The 20,869-nt window shown below is 70.0% G+C and carries 17 protein-coding genes and 2 tRNA genes; 13 read left to right on the top strand and 6 right to left on the bottom strand.

The features are described 5' to 3' along the window. Window positions 1–54: 54 nt before the first annotated feature. Together IEY79_RS02695 and IEY79_RS02690 are read right to left on the bottom strand one after the other, a co-directional pair. Window positions 55–1,428: an ABC1 kinase family protein gene (locus tag IEY79_RS02695; protein ID WP_189105584.1), complete on the bottom strand. Its 1,374-nt coding sequence runs from the start codon at window positions 1,426–1,428 to the stop codon at window positions 55–57. A 41-nt stretch (window positions 1,429–1,469) separates the two neighbouring features. Beyond that, window positions 1,470–2,753, bottom strand: a complete 1,284-nt coding sequence (locus tag IEY79_RS02690; RefSeq protein ID WP_189105583.1) for a TOMM precursor leader peptide-binding protein — start codon at window positions 2,751–2,753, stop codon at window positions 1,470–1,472. A gap of 187 nt (window positions 2,754–2,940) precedes the next feature. Between IEY79_RS02690 and IEY79_RS02685 the strand changes: the two genes are divergently transcribed. The 4 genes from IEY79_RS02685 to IEY79_RS02670 all read left to right on the top strand — a co-directional run bounded on the left by IEY79_RS02685 (window position 2,941) and on the right by IEY79_RS02670 (window position 6,807). Continuing rightward, complete coding sequence (locus tag IEY79_RS02685) at window positions 2,941–3,564, top strand: M48 metallopeptidase family protein (RefSeq protein WP_189105582.1); 624 nt, start codon at window positions 2,941–2,943, stop codon at window positions 3,562–3,564. A gap of 113 nt (window positions 3,565–3,677) precedes the next feature. Beyond that, complete coding sequence (locus tag IEY79_RS02680; RefSeq protein WP_189105581.1) at window positions 3,678–5,333, top strand: TerD family protein; 1,656 nt, start codon at window positions 3,678–3,680, stop codon at window positions 5,331–5,333. A gap of 13 nt (window positions 5,334–5,346) precedes the next feature. Beyond that, window positions 5,347–6,027: an AIM24 family protein gene (locus IEY79_RS02675; protein WP_189105580.1), complete on the top strand. Its 681-nt coding sequence runs from the start codon at window positions 5,347–5,349 to the stop codon at window positions 6,025–6,027. 15 nt (window positions 6,028–6,042) lie between these two features. Further along, complete coding sequence (locus IEY79_RS02670; protein WP_189105579.1) at window positions 6,043–6,807, top strand: AIM24 family protein; 765 nt, start codon at window positions 6,043–6,045, stop codon at window positions 6,805–6,807. An 80-nt stretch (window positions 6,808–6,887) separates the two neighbouring features. Here the strand turns inward: IEY79_RS02670 and IEY79_RS02665 are convergent, their stop codons facing one another. Both IEY79_RS02665 and IEY79_RS02660 read right to left on the bottom strand, forming a co-directional pair. Then, window positions 6,888–7,439 (bottom strand): NUDIX hydrolase, encoded by a 552-nt coding sequence (locus IEY79_RS02665; protein WP_189105578.1) that lies wholly within the window; start codon window positions 7,437–7,439, stop codon window positions 6,888–6,890. Beyond that, window positions 7,436–8,947, bottom strand: a complete 1,512-nt coding sequence (locus IEY79_RS02660; protein WP_189105577.1) for a zinc-dependent metalloprotease — start codon at window positions 8,945–8,947, stop codon at window positions 7,436–7,438. Before IEY79_RS02660 ends, IEY79_RS02665 begins: the two co-directional genes overlap by 4 nt. A 190-nt stretch (window positions 8,948–9,137) precedes the next feature. On the opposite strand from IEY79_RS02660, the gene IEY79_RS02655 reads away from it, so the two are divergent. The 4 genes from IEY79_RS02655 (at window position 9,138) to IEY79_RS02640 (ending at window position 12,427) form a co-directional block, all read left to right on the top strand. Continuing rightward, complete coding sequence (locus tag IEY79_RS02655; protein WP_189105576.1) at window positions 9,138–10,250, top strand: SDR family oxidoreductase; 1,113 nt, start codon at window positions 9,138–9,140, stop codon at window positions 10,248–10,250. 120 nt (window positions 10,251–10,370) lie between these two features. Continuing rightward, window positions 10,371–10,832 (top strand): molybdenum cofactor biosynthesis protein MoaE, encoded by a 462-nt coding sequence (locus tag IEY79_RS02650; protein WP_189105575.1) that lies wholly within the window; start codon window positions 10,371–10,373, stop codon window positions 10,830–10,832. Between the two features lie 189 nt (window positions 10,833–11,021). Next, window positions 11,022–11,195 carry a hypothetical protein gene (locus IEY79_RS02645; RefSeq protein ID WP_189105574.1) on the top strand — a complete coding sequence of 58 codons (174 nt, stop codon included), beginning with the start codon at window positions 11,022–11,024 and terminating at the stop codon, window positions 11,193–11,195. 140 nt (window positions 11,196–11,335) lie between these two features. After that, the gene (locus IEY79_RS02640) at window positions 11,336–12,427 is read left to right on the top strand and encodes a YlbL family protein (RefSeq protein ID WP_189105573.1); all 1,092 of its coding nucleotides are present in this window, start codon (window positions 11,336–11,338) and stop codon (window positions 12,425–12,427) included. 81 nt (window positions 12,428–12,508) lie between these two features. Here IEY79_RS02640 and IEY79_RS02635 read toward each other — a convergent pair whose 3' ends face one another. Further along, on the bottom strand, window positions 12,509–13,114 hold the full coding sequence (locus IEY79_RS02635) for a PPA1309 family protein (protein WP_229700565.1): 606 nt from the start codon (window positions 13,112–13,114) through the stop codon (window positions 12,509–12,511). A 150-nt stretch (window positions 13,115–13,264) separates the two neighbouring features. Between IEY79_RS02635 and IEY79_RS02630 the strand changes: the two genes are divergently transcribed. The 4 genes from IEY79_RS02630 to IEY79_RS02615 all read left to right on the top strand — a co-directional run bounded on the left by IEY79_RS02630 (window position 13,265) and on the right by IEY79_RS02615 (window position 18,708). Continuing rightward, a complete protein-coding gene (locus IEY79_RS02630; RefSeq protein WP_189105637.1) occupies window positions 13,265–16,183 on the top strand; it encodes a UPF0182 family membrane protein in 2,919 nt (972 codons plus the stop codon). A 42-nt stretch (window positions 16,184–16,225) separates the two neighbouring features. Next, window positions 16,226–16,299, top strand: a tRNA-Met gene (locus IEY79_RS02625). Window positions 16,300–16,536: 237 nt separating this feature from the next. After that, complete coding sequence (locus IEY79_RS02620) at window positions 16,537–18,522, top strand: tetratricopeptide repeat protein (RefSeq protein WP_189105572.1); 1,986 nt, start codon at window positions 16,537–16,539, stop codon at window positions 18,520–18,522. Window positions 18,523–18,634: 112 nt separating this feature from the next. Continuing rightward, window positions 18,635–18,708: transfer RNA gene (locus IEY79_RS02615), tRNA-Met, on the top strand. 89 nt (window positions 18,709–18,797) lie between these two features. On the opposite strand, the gene IEY79_RS02610 is transcribed toward IEY79_RS02615, so the two are convergent. After that, entirely contained in the window at window positions 18,798–19,214 is a 417-nt protein-coding gene (locus IEY79_RS02610) for a Fur family transcriptional regulator (protein WP_189105571.1), read from the bottom strand. A 127-nt stretch (window positions 19,215–19,341) separates the two neighbouring features. Here IEY79_RS02610 and IEY79_RS02605 point away from each other — a divergent pair, with 127 nt between their 5' ends. After that, window positions 19,342–20,811, top strand: a complete 1,470-nt coding sequence (locus tag IEY79_RS02605; RefSeq protein ID WP_189105570.1) for a catalase — start codon at window positions 19,342–19,344, stop codon at window positions 20,809–20,811. Window positions 20,812–20,869 lie beyond the last annotated feature (58 nt).

Genomic DNA, 20,869 nt, shown 5'->3' with positions numbered 1-20,869 from the left:
GAGACCCTCAGGGCCATCGGCAAGCCCGGAAGATCTTGGTAGATAAAGAACAAGCTAGGCGCCCGCGCCGGTCTCGGTCTCCTCCTCGTAGGCGAGCTCCTCCGGCAGGAAGCCCGGCAGCCACTCCTCCAGCTCCTCGCGGAGCCGGACCGTGGCGTTCAGCTGGCACAGCACCCCGATCGTGCTCAGCGTGACGCGATGTATCAGCAGATAGGAGGGCGGCAGATTCAACTGCTTGCCCAACTGGTGCGCCGGAGACCGCGGATCGGCGATCCGGGCCGCCTGCGTACGCATCCAGCTCCGGGTGAAGGTGAACTCCTCCGCCTGTGCGGGCTCGATGATCGGCACCAGATACTCCAGCACCGCGTCCGGGTCGAGATCGATCGACTCCTTGACGAACCCCTCCGTGCGCAGAAGTTCGTATACCGTCTCGGCGTCGCCCTCCAGCGTCAGCCGCAGCGACTCGCCTATCGTCTCGGGCAGCCCGCCCGGCAGCCGGTCGACGGTGCCGAAGTCCAGCACACCGAGGCGGAGTTCACCCTCCTCCTCGGCGGGCGGCAGCAGCCGGAAGTTGCCCGGATGCGGGTCCGCGTGCAGCAGTCCCGTACGGGCGGGGCCCGAGAAGAGGAAGCGCGCCAGCAACTGGCCCGCGCGGTCGCGCTGTTCCTCGGTGCCCTCCGTGATCACGTCGGCCATCGGGATGCCGTCGATCCACTCCGTGACCAGCACCTGGTCGCACTGGTGCACCACATCGGGCACGACCACGTCGGGATCGTCCGCGAACTCCGCCGCGTGCTCCCGCTGGGCCCCGGCCTCCAGCTCGTAGTCCAGCTCCTCCGACACCCGGTCCCGCAACTCGGTGATCAGTGGCTTGACGTCCATGCCTGGGATCAGCGGACCCAGCAGCCGGGCGAACCGGCTCAGCTGCGAGAGGTCCGACAGCAGCGCCTCCCCCGCCCCCGGGTACTGGACCTTGACGGCCACATCCCGCCCGTCGTGCCACACCGCCCGGTGCACCTGGCCGATCGAGGCGGCGGCCGACGGCTTCTCCTCGAACTCCAGGAACAGCTCGCGCCAGTCCTCACCGAGCCGCTCGGCCAGCACCTTGTGCACCGTGCTGGTCGGCATCGGAGGGGCCGCCTCCTGGAGCTTGGTGAGCGCCGCCCGGTAGGGCCCCGCCACCTCCTCGGGCAGCGCGGACTCGAAGACGGACAGGGCCTGCCCGAACTTCATGGCCCCGCCCTTGAGCTCGCCGAGCACCTTGAAGAGCTGGTCCGCCGTCCGCTGCTGGAGCTCCCGGCCCACCATCTCCGCGGACTTGCCGCCGATCCGCTTGCCCAGACCCCAGGTGGCACGGCCGGCGAAGCCCAGTGGCAGTGCGGCCAGCTTGGCAGTTCGGGTGACGGCCTTACGGGGAAGATCAGACATGCGCCCCTCCAAATCCCAGACAGCCGAGCCGCGTACGGCGGTTACCGCACCATTGTGTCCTGCGGCGCGCCGGACACGGCCATGCCCTCTCCCTCCCGCTCTCCGGCGGCACCGCAGGGGCAGGCGGGATGCGGCGCGATGCGCTCCGAACGCCAGTCGAGCAGCGGCAGCGTGATCTCCCAGCGCGCTCCTGTGCTCGCAGGCAGCTCACCGTCCAGGAAGGACAGCGCGTGGGCAGCGGTGAGACCGGCCACGGTGGTGGCGAGCCCCAGGTCACAGGCCGGTGTGACCGACGCCCTCCGTCCCGACCGCCACTGGGCCAGCATGAGGGGCCATCCCGGCTCCCGGGCGGTCCGCTCCTCGGTCAGACAGCCCGCGCACGCCGTGCCGCCCGGCAGCACCAGCGGGCCCACCACCCCCGTGGCCTCGACAACTCCGGCGTAGAGATGGGGAGTCCCGGTGCGGATCCAGCGCTCGGCGGACGCCGGATCCGGGACATAAGCCGCGAGCCCGTCCCGTGGGGCGACGATCACCAGCGACAGCCCTGCCCCGCCACCGCTCACCGTGGCCGCCCGCGCGTCGGCGCGCTCGGGCCGTTCGGCCGCCGCCCACCCGCCGGCCATGTCGTCGAGGCCCCCCGCCTCCGCCCCGCCTGCGCCGTCCGCCTCGTCCGCCGCCCCGTCCGTATCGGACGCCGGCCGCGCGCCGGACACCCTCCCTCCGACGGATCTGCCGGGAGCCGAGCGCCGTACCAGCGACCGGGCCGCCACGTCCCTGCGCTCACCGACCGATTCCACCGGGAGCCCGCCCGGAGCCACGTCCCACGCCTCGGTGTTTCCGCTGTCCAGCACATCCACCCGGCCCACCCCGGAGGCCGAGAGGGCCGAGGCGACAGCCGCCCCCACCCGACCCGCCCCGCGCACCTGGACGCGCATCGTGCGCCGCGCCGCCAGCCGCTCCATCGCCGCACCCGGCTCGCGGTTCGTGATCGACAGCGACGCCAGATCCGCCCGTAACCGGTCGAGCTCCACCTTTCGATTCCGTAACGCTTCGGCGGGCCGCCCGCCCGCCGTGCTGTCGTCCAGCAGCCCGGCCGCCGAGAGCCGGTCCACGAGCGCTTCCGCCTTGCCGTCCGGCAGCCCCAGGCTCCGCGCCTCGTCCCGCAGCAGCGGCAGCCCCCGCGTGCCGTCGAGCAGGTCGAGAAAGCTGCCCGTGGCCGTATCAACAGGGCCCACCACCACCGCGTGCGCGGGTGTGATTCCGAACTGAACCGTCTGCCTCTCCCGCCACGCCCTGCGCAGCGCGGGCTTCACCATTGGATGCATATTCGTCTCCCCCCGTGATGCCTGTCCCGCGATCGGATTCCAGAATGCAAGGAACTGGTGAGAGGTGCGAAGAGTTATCCACAGGCATGGGGAATTAGGCATTCAAATGACGGGTGTATGGAGTGGACCAAGATCGAAAGGCCGTCGCGACGGGACGTTTCCCACTGACAGCGGGTAACGTCGAAGCGTGTCCGCCGACCCTTCTCCTCGCATTGCGGGGGAATCCCCACCGCACAGCGCCGGAAGCGAAGAGCGCGGCGTGACCGGCCGCCCGCAGCGCGGACCGGCGACCAGCGCCGTCGAGGTCCGCCGCAGTGCCCGGCGCAGCAGGACGGTCTCGGCGTACCGCGAGGGCGACCGCACCATCGTGCTCATCCCGGCCCGGATGTCGGAGGCGGAGGAGCGGCGCTGGGTGAGCGTGATGCTCGACAAACTCGCGGCCCAGGAGAGCAAGCGCCTCCTCGGCGACAGCGATCTGACCGAGCGCGCCGAGCGGCTGTCCGAGCAGTATTTCGAGGGCAGGGCCCGCCCCGCGTCCGTCCGCTGGGTCACCAACCAGAACACCCGCTGGGGCTCCTGCACCCCTGCCGAGGGCAGTATCCGTCTGTCGCACCGGCTGCAGGGCATGCCCGAGTACGTCGTCGACTACGTGCTCGTGCACGAGCTGGCCCATCTGCTCGTGCCGGGGCACGGCCCACGCTTCTGGGAGTTGTTGGAGGCGTATCCGCGCACCGAGCGGGCCCGTGGCTACCTCGAAGGTGTCGTCGCCGCCGAGCGGCTGCCGCACCTGCCCGCCGCCCCCGGAGAGTGACGGCGCCCCCTCGCCGATCGTGTACCGAATCTGTACCGGCTTGGCTCAATCTCGGACGCAACGGTTAGCCTGACGCGACGTGTTCAGCTCGGGACGGGGGACGGTCGTTACGCATGGCGAGGGAATTCCAACGCGGCCACAAGGCCAAAATCAGTGACCTCACGCAGGGGACGGATCTGTACGTAGGTGTGCAGATCGCGGCGCCCGGCTTGACGTTCGACATCAGCTGTTTCGGCCTTGACGCCAATGAACAGCTCTCGGACGACCGGTATTTCATCTTCTTCAATCAGCCGAAGTCTCCCGAGGAATCCGTCCAGTTGCTGGGCGCGCAGTCGGGCGACACCGAATCGTTCCGAGTCACGCTCGACCGCATTCCGGCGAACATCCAGCGACTGTCCTTCACCGCCACCATCGACGGGGCCGGACAGATGTCCCAGGTGGGCCCCGGATACATCCGGATAGTCGCGGGCGGCGAAGAAGTCGTCCGATACGCCTTCACCGGCTCCGAGTTCACCACCGAACGCGCGGTGATGCTCGGAGACTTCTACCTCAAGGACGTCTGGCGGTTCGCCGCCGTCGGCCAGGGCTTCGACGGCGGTCTCGACGCGCTCCTGAAGAACTTCGGCGGCGAAGTCGCCGAGGAGGAGCCGGCCGCGGCGCAGCCGCCCGCCCAAGGAGCCGTACCCTCGTTCGCCCCGCCGCCCGGAGGCGCCGCGCCCCCTCCGGCCTTCGGAGCCCCGCCGGCCCCGCCCGCGCCGGGGGCCCCGCAGCCTCCGCCTCCGCCGTCGTTCGGCGCGCCCCCGCCGGCCCCCGCGCCCCACCCGATGCACGGCGCGCCGACCGTCGCCGCCCCGATGCCTCCGGCGCCCGCGCCGTCGCCGTACGCGCAGCCGCCCGGCCAGCCGCAGGCACCGCAGCAACCGCAGTTCGGCCAGGTCCCGGGCCAGGCGCCCGGCCAGTTCCCCGGTCAGCCTCCCGGCCAGTTCCCCGGTCAGGGACAGCCGCCGGGCGCGCCGTCGCCGTACGGGCAGCCGACCCCGCCTCCCTACGGAGGCCAGCCCCAGGGCGCACCGCCCCCAGGCATGCCGCAAGCGGGCCAGCAGGCCGGCGCGGGTCTCCTGGCGGCGCTCCAGCCGTACAAGGAGGCCGCCACCGGCCAGCGCTGGACCCCGCAGAACCAGCAGCTGATGCGCGTCGACCTCGCCATGGGCGGCGCACCCGTCCTGGCCCGCCAGGGCAGCATGGTCATGTACCAGGGCAAGGTCGACTTCGGCTACAAGGGCGCCGGCTTCGCGGGCCGCATCGTCGGCAACGCGACCGGCCAGGAGATGCAGCTCATGCGCTGCTCCGGCCGCGGCCAGGTCTTCCTCGCCGAGGAGGCCTCGCATCTGCACCCGATCGAGCTCCAGGGCGACGCCATCTGCGTCTCCGCGGAGAACGTGCTCGCCTTCGACGAGTCCCTTCAGTACGAGGTCCGCCGTATCGAGGGCCACGGCATCCCCGGTGGAGCCCTGTTCACCATGCAGTTCCAGGGCACCGGCACCATCGTCGTGAAGACCCATGGTGTCCCGGTCGTCCTGCCCGTCACCCCCACGACCTTCGCCGACTGCAACGCCGTCGTCGCCTGGTCTGCCGCCTCCCAGGTGATCCTCTCCAGCCAGGTCCGGCTGCGCCGCAACGCGTATCCGGGACACAGCGGAGAGACCGTGAATCTGCAGTTCCGGGGAGCCCCCGGAAACTTCATCGTCGTCCAGCCGTACGAGGTCTGAGGGAGTCCGGCACATGAACCAGCAACTCGCGGGCTTCGCCCCGTCCCCCGTCTCGGCGCGGATGGAGAATCACGGCCGCACCATGCTCAAGGTCGCGATGGCCAGTGGTCAGGACCTCTACGCGCGCACCGGTTCGATGGTCGCGTACGAGGGCTTCGTGCAGTACGAGCCCAACCCGCCCGCCGTACGGCAGATCGCCGGCCAGTGGGTGACGGGCGAGGGCACCCCGATCATGAAGTGCGCCGGAGACGGCCTGCTCTACCTGGCCGACTACGGCGCCGACGTCGTCGTCATCAACCTCAACAACGACTCGATCTCGGTCAACGGCACCAATCTGCTGGCCTTCGACGCGCACCTCCAGTGGGGCGTCGAGAAGGTCAAGGGGCTGGCGAAGTTCGCCGGACAGGGTCTGTGGAACGTCACGGTCGGCGGGACCGGCTGGGTCGCGCTGACCTCGCGAGGTACGCCGATCGTCGTCGACTGCGGCCGTGGCGACGACGAGACATACGTCGACCCGGACGCCCTCGTGGCCTGGTCACCCGGGCTCAAGGTGAAGGGCAAGCGCAGCTTCAAGGCCTCGTCCCTGATCGGACGGGGCAGCGGGGAGGCCTACCAGATGGCCTTCTCGGGCCAGGGCCTCGTCGTCGTACAACCGAGCGAGGACAGCACCGACCGCCTGCGGATCCGGGGCTGAGGGGGAGGAAACATCATGCAGAGCCCGCTTTTCGGACTCGCGGAGACGCAGTCCCAGGACCGCTATGTCGTACAGAACCCGCAGCTTCTGCGGGTCGCGCTCACCGGCCACGACGACGTCCTCGCCCGCAAGGGCGCGATGGTCGCCTACCAGGGGCTCATCGACTTCGACGGTGAGTACCAGTCCCAGGGCCAGCGGCGCGCCAGGGCGAACACCGGCGAGGGCCTGGACCTGATGCGCTGCTCGGGCCAGGGGACGGTCTACTTCGCGAACCTCGCGCAGTACGTGCACGTCGTGGATGTCGACCAGGAGGGCATGACCGTCGACAGCGCCTATGTCCTGGCCCTCGACTCCACGCTGCACACCGAGGTCATCGCGGTGGACAGCCAGTACGGCATCTCAGGCTCCGGCAAGTACCAGCTCAACATCTCGGGGCGCGGCAAGGTCGCCCTGATGACGTCCGGGCAGCCGCTGATGATGCTCGTGACGCCGGACAAGTACGTGAACGTCGATGCCGACGCGATCGTGGCGTGGTCCTCCGCGCTGCGGGTGCAGATGCAGGCACAGACGCACTCCTCGGGCGTACGGCGCCGGCGCGGCAACACCGGCGAGGGCTGGGAGCTCAGCTTCCTGGGCCAGGGCTTCGCGCTCGTGCAGCCCAGTGAGGTCATGCCGCCGCAGAACGCGGAGATCGGACAGGGTGCGCGTGCCCAGTTCGGCGTGGGCCAGCAGGGCGCCCACGCGCAGAACCAGAACAACGTCTGGAACAACGCGCGCTGAATCCGGCCGATCCGGTCGGATCGGCCCGTTTTCGGTCCGTCAGGGGCGGTCTCCACGGAGGCCGCCCCCGCTCGTTCCCGTCAGCCGTGGACCTGCTCGGAGAGCGCGGCCCGCGTGCGCTCCAGCAGCCGTACGACGGACCCGTCGGCGACCGCCGCCACCTCGTCGTACGCGAACCAGCGCAGATCCAGCGACTCCTCGCTGATCTCCTCGACGGAGCCCACCGGCGCCACAGCCGCGTACTGGACATCCAGATGCCAGTGGCAGGGCGCCGGAATCCCGTGCCGGTCGAGCTGTACGGGCCCGCCCGGCAGCAGCGTCAGTCCCGGGATTCCGGACTCCTCCGTGGCCTCCCGCAGCGCCGCCCCCGCGAGCGAGTCGTCCCCGGGCTCGCAGTGGCCGCCCATCTGGAGCCACATACCGAGCTTCTTGTGGAGGGTCAGCAGGACACGGCCGCGCGCCGGGTCGATCACCAGCGCGCTCGCCGTGACATGCCCGGCCTCACAGGATTTCCACATCCCGTCCGGACGGGCCGCCAGATGCTCCAGATAGATCCCGCGCAGCTCTTCCTGACCGGCGTACCGACCGTCGTACGCCCTCAGGACGCGCACGGCGTCGTCGTGCAGACTCACTTGCCGCTGTCGCCCTTGCCCTCGTCGCCGCCCTCGCCCTGGTCGTCGGGCCGGTCTCTGTCCTTCTCGGAACGCGTCTCCGGCTCGGAACGCGTCTCCGGGTCCTTCTCCAGCTTCGGCTTGCCGCCCGCAGCCTCGCCGAGCAGCTTGTCCAGCTCGGAGAAGTCGGCGTGCTCGTGGTGGACGAACCCGTCCGGATCGTCCAGGTCCGAGGCCGTCGGCAGCATGTCCGGGTGCTGCCAGAGCCCGTCGCGGCCGTCCACGCCCCGCGCGTCCGTGAGCGAGGCCCAGAGCCGGGAGGCGTCCCGCAGCCGCCTGGGGCGCAGCTGGAGGCCGATGAGGGTGGCGAAGGTCTGCTCGGCCGGGCCACCCGAAGCGCGGCGCCTGCGCAGCGTCTCGCGCAGCGCGTCCGCCGACGTCAGCCTGGTCTTGGCCGCCTCGTGGACCACCGCGTCCACCCAGCCCTCGACCAGCGCGAGCGCCGTCTCCAGCCGCGCCAGGGCGGCCTTCTGCTCGACCGTGTCCTCCGGCTGGAACATGCCCTGCTGAAGCGCTTCCTGAAGCTGCTCGGGGTTCGAGGGGTCGAGCTGGCTGACGGCGTCCTCCAGCTTGGAGGCGTCGACCTTGATGCCCCGCGCATAGCCCTCGACGGCCCCGAACAGATGCCCGCGCAGCCACGGCACATGGGCGAAGAGCCGCTGGTGGGCCGCCTCGCGCAGGGCCAGATACAGCCGCACCTCGTCCTGCGGGATGCCGAGGTCCTTGCCGAAGACCCCGATGTTCAGCGGGAGCAGCGCGGCCTTGCCGGCCGGACCCAGCGGCAGCCCGATGTCCGTGGAGCCGACCACCTCGCCCGCCAGTACACCCACGGCCTGCCCGATCTGCTGGCCGAACATGGCGCCTCCCATGGAGCGCATCATGCCGATCAGCGGCCCGGCCATGGCCTGCATCTCCTCGGGCAGCACATCGCCCATGGCGGCGCCCACGCGCTCGGCCACGGGGTCGACGAGCTGCTGCCACGCCGGGAGGGTCGCCTCGACCCACTCCGCGCGGCTCCATGCCACGGTCGTGCCCGCACCGGACGGCAGCGACGTCACGGCGTCAAGCCAGACGTCCGCCAGCCGCACGGCCTCCTCGACGGCGATCCGCTCGCCGGGGCTCACGCTGGCGTCCTTCGTACCGTCCGGCGTGCCCTGCGAGACCGTCTGGCGGGCGATCTGCTTGGCCATGTCCCAGTTCACGGGACCGCCCTCGTAGCTGAGCATCTGGCCGAGCTGCTGGAACGCGGCGCCCAGATCGTTGGGGTTCATCGACCCGAACATCGCCGCGAACGGGTTGTCGCCGCCCTGGCCGCCGGAGCCGCCCGGCAGACCGAACCCCGAGAAGGGGTTGCCCCCGCGGCCTTGGCCGCCACCACCCTGACCACCTCCGGCGGGGTCGTTCTTCTTGCCGTCGCCGTCCTCTGGCTCCTCCGGCGGAAGGCCGAATCCGAATGGGGTGTCACTCACGGGTTTCCTCGGCTCGTTGGGCCGCCGGCTTTTCCGCCGACAGCGACTGCCCGACACCACCCAGCGTAGACATCCGAGGCCGCATCCGGGCTCGGTGCTCCGCCAATGCTTGGCCTGCGGCAGGATGGACGCCACCTGGTACGTACGTGTTGTACACGTCCGTACTGAAGACAACCGCTGGAGACGCCCGGTGAGTTCCCCAGATCCGCAGGTTCGCGCAGCGCGAAACCGCTCAACCCCGACCCCGCCACGCGGCCCCGTCGTGGCGGTCACCGGAGCCGCCTCCGGGGTCGGCGACCTGCTCACCCGGCGCCTCGCGGCGTCGGAGGAGATCAAGCAGGTCGTGGCCATCGACGAGCGCCGCGGTGAGGTGACCGAGGCGCAGTGGCACATCCTCGACGTACGGGACCCCGCCATCGCCGAGAAACTGCGCGGCGCGGACGTCGTGGTCCACCTGGCGCTCGATCTGGACCTGGAGCGGGACGCGGCGGCCCGTACGGCGTACAACGTCCGTGGCACCCAGACCGTGCTCACCGCCGCGGCGGCCGCGGGGGTGCACCGGGTCGTCCTGTGCACGTCGGCCATGGTCTACGGGGCGCTGCCCGACAACGACATCCCGCTGTCGGAGGACGCCGAGCTGCGCGCGACGGCGGAGGCCACCGGCGTCGGCGACCTGCTGGAGATCGAACGGCTCGGCCGCCGCGCGCCCCGCGCGCACCCTGGCCTGAACGTCACGGTCGTACGCCCCGCCGTCCTCGTCGGCGGCACGGACACCGCCCTGACCCGCTACTTCGAGTCGCCCCGGCTGCTGGTCGTCGCCGGCTCCCGGCCGACCTGGCAGTTCTGCCATGTGGAGGACCTGGTCAGCGCCCTGGAGTACGCCGCGCTTGAGAAGGTCGACGGCGAGTTCGCGGTGGGCTGCGACGGCTGGCTCGAACAGGAGGAGATCGAGGAGCTGAGCGGCATCCGCCGTATGGAGCTGCCGTCCGCCGTCGCCCTCGGCGCCGCGGCCCGGCTGCACCGGATCGGCCTCACGCCGTCCCCGGCCGGCGACCTCGCCTACACGATGCATCCCTGGGTGGTCAGCGTCAGCCGTCTCCACGACGCGGGCTGGCGTCCCCGCTGGACCAACGAGGAAGTCCTCGGCGCGCTCCTCGAAGAGGTCGAGGGCCGCCACACCGTCGCGGGCCGCCGTCTCGGCCGCAAGGACGCCACGGCCGCCGGCGCCGCCGGTGCGACCGTCGCGCTCCTCGGCGCGGCAGCGGTGGTACGCCGCGCCCGCAAGGCGCGCCGACGCCTCTGAGCGCCCCGGGGGCCGCCCACCGCCCACGACGTCCTCCGTAGGAGGCTCCGAGCCGGTGGACGGGCAGTCGTTCGAACGCGCCATTACGCGATGCCGGTGCCGTACGGCACGATGGGCCGCATGGCAAGCAACGAGGCGCACCCGGGTGAGCAGGCGGCACAGGACCCCATCCGGCTGCTGGCGATCCGCGAGAGCCCGCTGTCCGTCGACGAGATCTTCCGGGCCGTCGGCGACGACGCGGCGGGAGGCACCGCGCTGTTCGTGGGGACGGTCCGCAACCACGACGGGGGAGCCGATGTCGACGCCCTCGGGTACTCCTGTCACCCGTCCGCCGAGGCCGAGCTACGCCGGGTGGCCGAGAAGGTCGTCGCCGATTACCCCGTCCGCGCGCTGGCGGCCGTCCACCGTGTGGGTGACCTCGCCGTCGGAGATCTGGCGGTCGTCGTCGCCGTCTCCTGCCCGCACCGCGCGGAGGCCTTCGAGGCCTGTCGCAGGCTGATCGACGACCTCAAGCACGAGGTGCCGATCTGGAAGCACCAGACATTCTCCGACGGCACGGAGGAATGGGTCGGAGCCTGCTGACTCCTTTCCCGCACCGCTTTCGGATCGCCCGTCGACACCGCTTCCACCGTGCTCACGCACCACCGCGTCGCCCTCTGTTCCCATGTGGCCCGATTTGCGTAACCGCACCCCTGCCAGCAGCGTTGAAGCAGCAGATGGCTAATCTGCTGATCACTCGTTTCGCACTCACACATGGGTAAGGAGGTCGGGATGGCCGCGCTTGCCTGGTTGCTGATTCCGCTCTTCGCCGCCATCGGCGCGGCGATATGGGGAAGCTGGGTTTCCAGAGACCGAACCACCGGAGATGTGGCGGAACTCGCCGGCTACGCGCGCTTCCGTGACGCGATGGCGAAGTCCCATCCCGCCCCGACGGACGCCACCTGAGGTGAGCCGCCCGTAAGCCCCGCCGGTCCGGCCGGCGTCCCTGACCGCCCGCCCTTCCGGCCACGCGCCGGGGCCGCGCACGGCCCCGTACGGACCGGCCCCGAGGGTGCACTGACAGACCCTTCCCGTACTGTCGTTCCATGCCACGCCGCACCGCGACGATGCTCGCCTCCACCCTCGTCCTCATCGCGCTGCTCTGTGCGGGAGTGTTCATCCGCGTTCCGTACGCGGAGATGAGTCCCGGTCCGACCGTGAACACACTCGGCGACGCGAATGGTGAGCCGGTGCTCCACATTTCCGGCCGCAAGACTTATCCCACGTCCGGTCATCTCAATATGACGACGGTCAGGGTCACCGGCGCGGATTACAAGATGAATGTGGTCGAGGCGGTCTACGGCTGGCTGTCGCACGACAACATCGTGGTGCCCCACAACACGCTCTATCCGGACGGCAAGACGGAAGAGCAGTCCACGCAGGAGAACGCGGAGGAGTTCAGCCAGTCCCAGGAGAGCGCGAAGGTCGCGGCCCTGAAGGAGGAGAACATCCCCGTCACGTCGCGGGTGGTCGTCTCCGCGGTCGTCAAGGACAGCCCCTCCGACGGCACACTGCACGCCGGTGACGTCATCAAGGCGGTGGACGGCAAGACCGTCTCCGCGCCGCCGGACGTCGCCGAGATGGTCACCAAGCACCAGCCGGGCGAGGACGTCGTGTTCACCATCATCCCGGCCAAGGTCGCCCAGGCGGCCGAGAAGGCCGGCAAGGAGCCCGAGGGCACCGAGAAGGTGACGATCAAGACGGTGAAGTCGGACGAGGGCGACGACCGCGCCATCGTCGGCATCCAGGCCGGCACGGACCACACGTTCCCGTTCGAGATCGACATCAAGCTGGCCGACGTGGGCGGGCCGAGCGCCGGTCTGATGTTCGCGCTCGGGATCGTCGACAAGATCACGCCCGGTGATCTCACGGGCGGCAAGTTCGTCGCGGGCACCGGCACGATAGACGACAACGGCAAGGTCGGGCCGATTGGCGGGATCGGGATGAAGCTCGTCGGCGCCCGGGACGCGGGTGCGCGGTACTTCCTCACACCGGACGAGAACTGTTCGGCGGCCGCCTCCGACATCCCGGACGGCCTCACGCTGGTGCGCGTGAAGAACATCAAGGACGCGACGGCGTCCTTGGAGAAGATCAAGAGCGGCGACACGGACACCCTGCCGAGCTGTTCGACGAGCTGAGGGTCCGGGGACACCGGGTTCGTTCATTCCCCGGACGGGGCCGCGGGTGCGGCCCCGTCCGGGGATCGAGTACGGGGGCCGTTACGCCTCGAAGGTCGCGGCCAGGGCCTCGGCGAGACCCGGGACCAGGCCGGCGCCGGTCAGTACCTGCGTCGGTGAGTCCTTCTCACGCAGGCGCAGCGCCGAGTCCCGTGTCCCGTCACGCAGCACGGCGACCGTCATCCGTACCTCCTGGCGGTCCGGGTGGGCGGCCACCCAGTCGACGAGTCCCGACTCGTCGAGCCCTTCGGGCACCGACGCCTCGGCGGACGGCGGCAGCATCAGGCGCTCCACCGTGATCGCGCAGCCCGCCACCGCGCCGGGCCAGGCGATCGTGGCGAGGAACTCGTCGAGCGGGGTGTCCGCAGGGATCTCGTCCTGCTCGACAGGGGTGAGCGGGGCGGGTGTGGAGCCTTCGTCGAGACCGAGCTGGCCGGCCAGCTCCGGTTCGTCGGCGCGCAGTCGGGCCGTGTCGACGAGCCCGAAGAGCCTCGCCGGCTGGTCCCAGCCCAGGCCGGAGGCGTATTCGTCGATCTCCAGCACCGCACGGGTGATGGGGGTCGAGGCGACCGGGCCCGACGCCGAAGGCGGCTCGTCGGACGAGGACGCGGAGGAAGAGTTGGAGGAAAGGTTGGACATGGCCAACATCCTGCCTCCTTCCGACCCCCGTGCGGGAACTAGGTAAAGCCTCAGTAAGTTGCATGAGTGGGCCCTACGATCGCTTGGGCCCGCTTACAGACGCTGATTCAGCTGCTTCACACGACCGCGAACTTCGAGGTGCGCACGTTGGCTTTCCAGATGCCGGACCGCGGCGGAGGCCCGACCGGGCCACGGATCAGAGTGGGCCGGCCGTCCAGACGTGCCCGGACCCTGCTCATGACACTGGGCATCCTGGCCGTTCTGGCCATGATGTTCGTCATGTTCGCGGGGTTCTGGACCGACTGGCTCTGGTATCGCTCGGTGAAGTACTCGTCCGTTTTCACCACCACCCTCTGGACCAAGATCGGCCTGTTCGCGGTCTTCGGTCTGCTGATGGCGGCAGCCGTCGGCGTCAACATCTGGCTGGCGCACAGGCTGCGTCCGCCGCTGAGCGCGATGTCGCTGGAGCAACAGAGCCTCGACCGGTACCGGATGGGCATCGCCCCGTACAAGAAGTGGGTGCTGCTCGGGATCACCGCCCTCGTCGGGCTGATCGCCGGAGCGTCCGCCTCCGGGCAGTGGCGTACGTGGCTGATGTGGGTCAACGGTGTGTCCTTCGGCCAGAAGGACCCGCAGTTCCACATGGACGTGAAGTTCTACGCGTTCGACCTGCCCTGGTACCGCTTCATGCTCGGCTTCGGTTTCGCCGCCGTCGTCCTGGCGCTGATCGCCGCCGCGCTGACCCACTATCTGTACGGAGGGCTGCGCGTCACGAGCCCCGGCGCGCGTGCGACGGGAGCGGCCACCGGTCATCTCTCGGTGCTGCTCGGTCTGTTCGTCTCGCTCAAGGCCGTGGCGTACTGGCTCGACCGGTACGGACTCGCGGTCAAGGCGAGTGACTTCAAGGCCACCGGCAACTGGACCGGTCTGCGGTACGTCGACGCCAACGCCTATCTGCCGGCGAAGACGATCCTGTTCTGCATCGCCGCCATCTGCGCCGTGCTGTTCTTCGCGACGCTCTGGCGCCGCACGTGGCAGCTGCCGGTGATCGGCTTCGGTCTGATGGTCCTGTCCGCCATCCTCATCGGCGGCCTCTACCCGGCGATCGTGCAGAAGTTCCAGGTCCAGCCGAACGAGCAGGCCAAGGAAGCCCCGTACATCGAGAAGAACATCGATGCCACACGCGCCGCGTACGGCATCGACGACGCCGATGTGACGGACTACTCGGGCAAGGGCGCCCCCGACCAGAAGTCGCAGCAGCGCGAGGCCGCCGACTCGGCGGCGAGTTACCGGCTGGTCGACCCCAACGTCGTCTCGCCCGCCTTCCAGCAGCTCCAGCAGGAACGCAAGTACTACCAGTTCCCGGACACGCTGGACGTCGACCGCTACCTCGGCCCGGACAAGAAGCCGCAGGACACGGTCATCGGTCTGCGCGAGCTGAACATCACCGGTATCCCCAAGCGCAACTGGATCAACGACCACTTCACCTATACCCATGGGTACGGTGCGATCGCGTCCAAGGGCACCGGGACGGTCACCGACGAGAACGACGGCACGATCGGCGCGCCCGACTTCACCGAGTCCGGCCTGCCGACCACCGGCCAGCTCGGCAAGTACGAGCAGCGGATCTACTACGGCGAGAAGACCCAGCAGTACTCGATCGTGGGCGGCCCGCAGAAGGAGCTCGACTACGAGAAGAACGGTGAGAAGACCACCAGCTACAAGGGCAAGAGCGGTGTCGATCTCTCCAGCCCGGTGAACCGCGCGGCGTACGCCGTGGCGTTCAGCGAGCCGCAGATGCTCTACTCGGGCGCCATCGGTGAGGGTTCGCGGATCCTGTACAACCGCACGCCGAAGGAGCGCGTCGAGGCGGTCGCGCCCTGGCTGACCATCGACGGCGACGCCTACCCCGCAGTGGTCGACGGCAAGATCAAGTGGATCGTCGACGCCTACACCACGACGAACGGCTATCCGTACGCGTCCCGTACGACGCTGGGCGACACCACGGCCGACTCGCTGACCAACAACCAGCGCGCGGTCGTCGCACAGCAGAACCAGGTCAACTACATCCGCAACTCGGTGAAGGCCACCGTCGACGCGTACGACGGCTCGGTCAACCTCTACCAGTGGGACACCGAGGACCCGGTCCTCAAGACCTGGATGAAGGCCTTCCCGAACACGGTGAAGCCGAAGTCGGACATCGACCCGGAGCTGCGGGCCCACCTGCGCTACCCGCAGGACATGTTCAAGGTCCAGCGTGAGCTGCTCACCCGCTACCACGTCACGGACGCCGCCCAGTTCTACAGCGGCTCCGACGCGTGGCAGGTGCCCGACGACCCGACGAACAAGGACAGCAGTGCGGTCCCGCCGTACTACCTGAGTCTGAAGATGCCGGGGCAGTCGGCCCAGAAGTTCTCGCTGACGACGACGTTCACACCCAACGGACGTCCCAATCTCGGGGCGTTCATGGCGGTCGATGCCGACGCCACCAGCAAGGACTACGGCACCATCAGAGTCCTGAGGGTGACCTCCACGGTCCAAGGGCCACAACAGGTGCAGAGCGAGTTGAACGGCGTGCCCGAAGTCGCCGAGTTCGTGCGGAACCTGAGAGGCACCGACTCGGACATCGAGTACGGCAACCTGCTGACGGTGCCGCTCGGCGGAGGGTTCCTGTACATCGAGCCGGTGTACGCCCGTGGCGGCAGCGCGAACTATCCGCTGCTGAAGAAGATCGCAGTCTCCTACGGAGGCAAGCCCGTCTTCAAGGACAGTCTGTCCGAGGCGCTGAACGCGGTGTTCGGTGTCGACGGGGCCGAGCCGCCACCCGAGACGCAGCCACCGGGCGACGACGACACGACGACGCCGCCGGCCACCGGTGACGCCGCGCTCAAGAAGGCCATCGCCGACGCCCAGAAGGCGTACACCGACGGTGAGGCCGCGCTGGCGAAGCAGGACTGGGTGGCGTACGGGAAGGCCCAGGAGGCCCTCCAGGACGCCCTGGCGCGCGCGGCGGAGGCGGAGACGTCCACGGAGACGCCGGCCAAGCCTCCGGCGGGCGGGAGCGACGACAGCAGCTGATCAGTAACAACCCCGCGTCGTGGTACGGTTGGGACACAACGACGCGGGGTGGAGCAGCTCGGTAGCTCGCTGGGCTCATAACCCAGAGGTCGCAGGTTCAAATCCTGTCCCCGCTACTGGCGAAGCGAAGGCCCGGATCCGATCAGGATCCGGGCCTTCGCTCTGTGTTGTGATGCTGTCGTACCTGTTCGTGTCCGGTCCGTGACACCCTGTTCGGTGAAGTGGGTGTCGATGGTGGGGAGTTGACCGGATAGGCGTTTGACTTGTCTCTCTGTGGGCATGTCGACAAAACGCTGAAGTGACCTTGGTGGCCGCGATATACCAGGTGTACGCGGGTAACAGGTGGTGCAACGATGGATTTTATGGGGGACAGGGCAACTCTGTTGGAGACAGGGCGGTTTGTACAGCGACAGGTAGACAGTTCCGCCGAGTCCGAGAATTCCAGGGGCGCGACCGGTGCCACAGCGGCCGGCGGCCCCACGGAGAGCGCCGACGCCGAGACGGAGGCGCGCCACCGGCGCGCCGCCGAGGGCGGCGACGTCGCGTCCATGAGCGTGCTCGGGGCGCTGCTGCTGCGCCGTGGTGACCTCGACTCCGCCGAGAACTACCTGCGCTCCGCGACCGCCGGGGGCGACCGCGCCGCCGCCAACAACCTGGGTGTCCTCCTCCACCAGCGCGGATACACCGAAGAGGCGTCGGGCTGGTGGCGGGTCGCCGCCGTCGCCGGTTCGGCCGCGGCCGCTCACGCCCTCGGCAGGCACTACCGCGAGCAGGGCGACGAGCCCGCCGCCGAGTACTGGCTGCGGCAGTCCGCCGAGCAGGGGCACGCGCTGGGTGCCTACGCGCTCGCCGATCTGCTGGAGCACCGCAGCGACATCGGTTCGGAGCGGTGGCTGCGGGCAGCCGCCGAGCAGGGGCACCGGGAGGCCTCGTACCGCCTCGCGCGGGCGCTGGAGCGGCGGGCGCGTCAGGCCGCGCGTACCGGCAACACCGTCCGCGCGGTCATCACCGGCAAGGGAGAGCGCGACAGCGCGGACTCCGGTGTGCGCAGGGCCCCCGTCGGCCTCGTCGGCGTCGAGGGGGCCGGTCCCGGTACGGGCCCCGGCGCCGAGGCCGACGCCGGGCAGTCCCTGCTGGCCGAGGCCGCCCAGTGGTACCGGCAGGCCGCCACGCGCGGGCACCGCCGTGCCGCGCTGCACCTCGGCGCGATCCTGGAGGGCCGCGGTGAGCTGAAGGAGGCCGGGCGCTGGTATCTGACGGCCGCCGAGGACGGCGAGGCGCGGGCCGCCTGCGCCCTCGGTTTCCTGCTGCGCGACGCCGGTGACGAGGAGAGCGCCGCCGTGTGGTGGCTGCGAGCCGCGCAGGACGGCGACGGCAACGCCGCCAACGCGCTCGGCGCGCTCCACGCCGCGCGCGGTGAGCAGCAGACCGCCGAGCGCTGGTACCGGGCCGCGATGGACGCGGGCGACGTCAACGGCGCCTACAACCTCGGGCTGCTCTGCACGGCCCAGGACCGTACGGCACAGGCCGAGCAGTGGTACCGCCGGGCCGCCTACGCGGGCCACCGCGAGGCGGCCAACGCCCTCGCCGTGCTGCTCCTCCAGGCCGGGGATCCGACGGGCGCCGAGCCCTGGTTCTCCAAGGCCGCCGAGGCGGGCAGCGTCGACGCCGCGTTCAACCTCGGCATCCTCTACGCGGGCCGTGACGACGACCGTGCGGCCCTCGTCTGGTACGAGCGGGCAGCGGCGGCCGGGCATACGGAAGCGGCCCTTCAGGTGGGCATCGCGTGCCTCAGGGACGGTGACGAGCAGGCGGCGGAGCGGCATCTGCGCTGCGCCGCGGGTGGCGGCAGCGCGGAGGCCGCGTTCCGGCTGGCGACGGTGCTGGACGCGCGGCAGCCGCCCGCGGGCGCGCCGGCGCTCGGCGAGGCGCAGCCGGAGAAGACCGAGTGCGAGCAGTGGTACGAGCGCGCGGCCGAGCAGGGTCACCGGCGTGCCCAGGTACGGGTCGGGATGCTCGCCGCTGGCCGCGGCGACATGACGGACGCGGCGCGCTGGTACCGGGAGGCGGCCGAGGCGGGCAGCCGCAACGGCGCCTTCAACCTGGGGCTGCTGCTGGCCCGCGAGGGCAGTGAGCGGGAAGCGGCGCTCTGGTGGTCCCGAGCCGCGCAGGCCGGCCACGGGCGGGCGGCGCTGCGGCTCGCGCTGCTCGCGGCCCGGCGCGGGGAGCTGGCCGAGGGGCAGCGCTGGTGCGCACGCGCGGTGGAGCTGGGACCGTCCGAGGTCGCCGAGCGGGCCGCGCGGCTGCGCGAGGCGCTGCACCAGGAGCTGACCGCGTGAGCCGCGGTCGCCGTCGGGCGACCGCGGCCCGCCGGGCCGCTCCGTCGGCGGTCCGGCGCCGAAAGAGGGATTTGCGCTGGTCGACGGGGTGACGTAATGTCGAGTTCACCGACGCGGGGTGGAGCAGCTCGGTAGCTCGCTGGGCTCATAACCCAGAGGTCGCAGGTTCAAATCCTGTCCCCGCTACTCAGAAGGGCGAAGGCCCGGATCCTGATCAGGATCCGGGCCTTCGTCGTGTTCACGGGCGGTATGGAGCCGGGCCGTGTGGAGTGGGTTCAGCCCCGGGCGCAGTTGGGGCAGGTGCCCCGGTACGTCACTTCCACGTCCGAGATCGCGAAACCGAAACGCTCCGTCGTCGGCAGGTCGGCCAGCAGATCGCCCGTCGGGTGCACGTCGCGGATCGTGCCGCAGTGCGCGCAGACCAAGTGGTGGTGCGGCCGGTGGGCGTTGGGGTCGTACCTTTTCGCGCGCCGGTCCGTTGACACCTCGAGAACCTCGCCGAGCGTCACCATCTCGCCCAGCGTGTTGTACACGGTGGCTCTGGAGATCTCGGGGAGCCTGGCGACGGCGCGTGCGTGCACCTCGTCCGCCGTGAGGTGCACGTGGTCCCCGTCGAGGACCTCGGCCACCACGCGTCGCTGGGCGGTCATCCGCCAGCCGCGTTCGCGAAGTCGTTCCAACAGGTCACTCATGAGGATCAGCTTAACAGTGAGGGCGCCCAGATCCTGAACGAGTGTGGAGTTGGACCCTTACTTGACTTAGACAAAGTCCATCGTAGGATCGCTACAGGCAATCGCCGAGGGACAGAGTTCAGCAGGTATGACGCAGGAGGCGCACGTGACGCAGGGACCGCTCACCACGGAGGCCGGCGCGCCGGTCGCCGACAACCAGAACAGCGAGACGGCGGGTGCCGGCGGTCCCGTTCTGGTTCAGGATCAGACTCTTCTCGAAAAGCTCGCCCACTTCAACCGCGAGCGCATCCCGGAGCGGATCGTCCACGCGCGGGGCGCCGGTGCGTACGGCACCTTCACGCTCACCCGCGATGTCTCGCAGTGGACGCGTGCGAAGTTCCTCTCCGAGGTCGGCAAGCAGACCGAGACCTTCCTGCGCTTCTCCACCGTCGCCGGCAACCTCGGCTCGGCCGACGCCGTGCGCGACCCGCGCGGCTTCGCGCTGAAGTTCTACACCGAGGAGGGCAATTACGACCTCGTCGGCAACAACACCCCGGTGTTCTTCATCAAGGACGCCATCAAGTTCCCCGACTTCATCCACACCCAGAAGCGCGACCCGTACACGGGCAGCCAGGAGGCTGACAACGTATGGGACTTCTGGGGTCTGAGCCCCGAGTCGACGCACCAGGTGACCTGGCTGTTCGGCGACCGCGGCATCCCCGCCACGCTGCGCCACATGAACGGGTACGGCTCGCACACGTACCAGTGGAACAACGAGGCCGGCGAGGTCTTCTGGGTCAAGTACCACTTCAAGACCGACCAGGGCATCAAGAACCTCACGACCGACGAGGCCAACCAGCTCTCGGGCATGGACCCGGACAGCCACCAGCGCGATCTGCGCGAGTCCATCGAGCGTGGTGAATTCCCCTTGTGGACCGTGCAGATCCAGGTCATGCCGGCGGCGGAGGCGGCCAACTACCGCTTCAACCCGTTCGACCTGACCAAGGTCTGGCCGCACGAGGACTACCCTCCGATCGAGATCGGCAAGCTGGAGCTCAACCGCAACCCGGAGAACATCTTCGCGGAGGTCGAGCAGTCCATCTTCAGCCCGGCGCACTTCGTGCCCGGCATCGGCCCGTCGCCCGACAAGATGCTCCAGGGCCGTCTCTTCGCGTACGGCGACGCCCACCGCTACCGCGTCGGCATCAACGCCGACCACCTGCCGGTGAACCGTCCGCACGCCACCGACGCGCGTACGAACAGCCGTGACGGCTTCCTGTACGACGGCCGTCACAAGGGCGCCAAGAACTACGAGCCGAACAGCTTCGGCGGCCCCTTCCAGACGGACCGGCCGCTCTGGCAGCCCACCCAGGTCACCGGCACCACCGGCAACACCGAGGCCCCCGTCCACGCGGAGGACAACGACTTCGTGCAGGCCGGAAACCTCTACCGGCTGATGTCGGAGGACGAGAAGGCGCGGCTGGTCGACAACCTCGCCCAGTTCATCTCCAAGGTCTCGCGCGACGACATCGCCGAGCGCGCGATCAACAACTTCCGTCAGGCGGACGGAGACTTCGGCAAGCGGCTCGACACCGCGGTCCAGGCCCTGCGCGGCTGACGGCCCTCGCCGATGAAGGGGTGGAGGCCGGGTTCCGGGACGGATCCGGCCTCCACCG

Source organism: Streptomyces camponoticapitis (assembly GCF_014646115.1).
Taxonomy (GTDB): Bacteria; Actinomycetota; Actinomycetes; order Streptomycetales; family Streptomycetaceae; genus Streptomyces; species Streptomyces camponoticapitis.
Note: the sequence above shows the minus strand (reverse complement) of the source record. Positions and strands in the feature narration are given on the sequence as shown.